Source organism: Vibrio ouci (assembly GCF_004551525.1).
Taxonomy (GTDB): domain Bacteria; phylum Pseudomonadota; class Gammaproteobacteria; order Enterobacterales; family Vibrionaceae; genus Vibrio; species Vibrio ouci.
Genome location: NZ_SATR01000126.1, coordinates 1 through 2,424 on the forward strand (window position 1 = coordinate 1; position 2,424 = coordinate 2,424).

A 2,424-nucleotide genomic window follows, 5' to 3' on the forward strand; every position below is an offset into this window, starting at 1 on the left:
AGCGCAAAACAATGCTGAATTGCCGAAGCAACTGCCAAGCCGAAATGCTAATTGGYTAAAAACCTAAAAGCGACTTTGAGCCAGTTAAACAAGAAACCAACTTGGCCACCAAAGGCGATTAACCTAAAACCAGTAATTCCACTTCCCTGCCCAATGAGGCAACCCGACCAAGAAACAACAAGCGCCCTATCTTTCCAACCAAAGCGCAAAACAATGATGAGTTGCCGAGGCAACTGCCAAGCCAAAATGCTAATTGGCTAAGAACCCTAAAGCGACTTAAAGCCAGTTACACAAACAACCGACCGCCACGACCTTAAAGTGAAGCAACCCACGAACATTGACATGTTTTACGGTCTGAGAGATTCAAGAACTTAGACCGACAAGGTGGATTTGCTGAGTCTACTAGGGGCCAATTGCCAGAGGGACAAAGAACTAGAGCCTAAGACCTTTAAACCTTTGAATTACAAGTAAACATAACGCCCAATTAAGTTGTGAGCAACGCTACCACTTTACTCAAGCACTTCACCGTAATCACTAAACAAATTGAAACCGAAAGCACCGAGCGTTGCGAATCAGCTTGAATTGTTTGTTAGGCAAATTTCTCGTTTACTCACTTACTTGGTTTGAAAACAGAATACCTTAAACACGATAAGCAACCAATTACCCACTGACTTTTTGTGATTCAAGAACCACTGAAGTCACTATGTTACAGCTTCACTTTCAACGTTCACGCAGCACAGCCTTTCTACGACAAAGTTGCTTTTGAACCTGATAAACTCAAAGATGCGAAATGACAGCAATAACGAAAGCTTCGACTAACTTGCCCTTTCCACACTTTAAGCCAGTAAAGCTCAACACCAACCAACACTGACCCCCCATGAGGCAACCCACGAAACTTGGCATGTTTTACGGTTGAAGAGATTCAAGGATTTGAGCCGACAATATGGAATTGCCGACTAAGAAAAGCGAACTGCCAGAGGGAACAAAAAGATTAGAACAAAGAACTTTTCTGCCCTTTGCCTAACGCCCTGTTAAGGTGTGAGCAACGCAATACCGATGCCACCGCATAACACCCTAAACACAAAACGCAACGCATAGCAGAAATGCCAAGCGTTGCGAATCACTCTTAAACAGATTGTTAGCACGTTCTAAAAATGAGTGTCAAACTTGATTCCTGTTGACTCCCTAGCTACATAATCCAAGGCTGTACACAACTTAGAAGACAGCTGAACTACCACTAAGGTTTTTTTACTTAGATATCGACTTTTATCAGCAGACTCCAAATAAGACAATGCTGCTGAAATGTTAACCCATATAACTAATATTTCTGCCCGAGCAGAGAAGGCCAACCTAAATAGGTCAGGGTTATTCTCAGCGATTGGCTTATTGCCATATGTACGAAGAATCAGTTCAGCTAATGTCGCATTAATTAATGGGTCGATGGAGTTCAGCTTTGGCAATAACAATGTAAGATTCTCGTCTATATTACGTTCCTTATAATTCAACTCAACTTCTACCCTTGCTTGGCGATTCTCTGTTCTTTGCATCTCAATTTGGTGTGCCAAGTAAAGTAACGAGCAAAAAGTAAAAATGGAGCCAAGCGTCCCACCAAGAAAACTCCCAAAATCAGCCCAGCGCGAGTGTTCATCAGAAAGAACAAAACCAAATTTGCTTATGTAAACTGACATTACAAGCAGAGTACAAAACAACGCAAAAACAATAATTTTCTTCATACGCGAGATATGCTCCTAAGTGCTAACGCCCTGTTAAGGTGTGAGCAACGCAATACCGAAGTTGCCGCATACCACCTTAAACACTAAAACCAACGCATATTAAAAATGCCACGCGTTGCGAATCACTCTTAAACAGTTTGTTATGAGCGGGGTTAAGAGTGCGCTTTAACGTACTTTTTAACCTTTTTCATAGCCATTTGACGCTTAAGTGGCGAAAGATAGTCAATAAACAGATTACCCGACAAATGATCTATTTCGTGCTGCATTACGATAGCCAGAAACTCATCACTTTCGATGGTAATTGGCTTACCTTCGCGATCTAAAGCAGATACAACAACTGAAGTAAAACGCTCTATGTCTGCATAGTAATCAGGAACTGATAAACAACCCTCTTGACCCAATGCTTTATCCGAGCCACTAATCACTTCTGGGTTAACTAAAATTAGCGGTTCATCTCGACTTTCTGAAAGGTCGATAATAACAACTGCCTCTTTACGACCAACTTGAGTCGACGCCAAACCGATACCATTGTCAGTCGCATACAGCGTTTCCAACATATCGTCTATTAATGTTTGTACCGTCGTAATATCTCGCACCTTTTCCGCTTTGACCTTAAGCCTTGGATCAGGTGCAGTCAAAATTTCTAAAACTGCCATATTTTCCTTCTAATTCTTGGAAGCTCATAACGCCC

General features: G+C 41.8%; 2 protein-coding genes. Both read right to left on the reverse strand.

Annotated elements, in window-relative coordinates; genetic code table 11:
- Positions 1 to 1,148: 1,148 nt before the first annotated feature.
- Positions 1,149 to 1,733 carry a hypothetical protein gene (locus ELS82_RS24205; RefSeq protein ID WP_134837681.1) on the reverse strand — a complete coding sequence of 195 codons (585 nt, stop codon included), beginning with the start codon at positions 1,731 to 1,733 and terminating at the stop codon, positions 1,149 to 1,151.
- Positions 1,734 to 1,885: 152 nt separating this feature from the next.
- Positions 1,886 to 2,389, reverse strand: coding sequence for a peptide deformylase (gene def, locus ELS82_RS24215; RefSeq protein WP_010644669.1), 504 nt, complete (start codon positions 2,387 to 2,389; stop codon positions 1,886 to 1,888).
- Between the last annotated feature and the right edge of the window lie 35 nt (positions 2,390 to 2,424).

Coding starts and splice junctions, on each gene's coding strand:
- ELS82_RS24205 (WP_134837681.1), bottom strand. CDS start 1,733: ATGAAGAAAATTATTGTTTTTGCGTTGTTTTGTACTCTGCTTGTAATG.
- def (WP_010644669.1), bottom strand. CDS start 2,389: ATGGCAGTTTTAGAAATTTTGACTGCACCTGATCCAAGGCTTAAGGTC.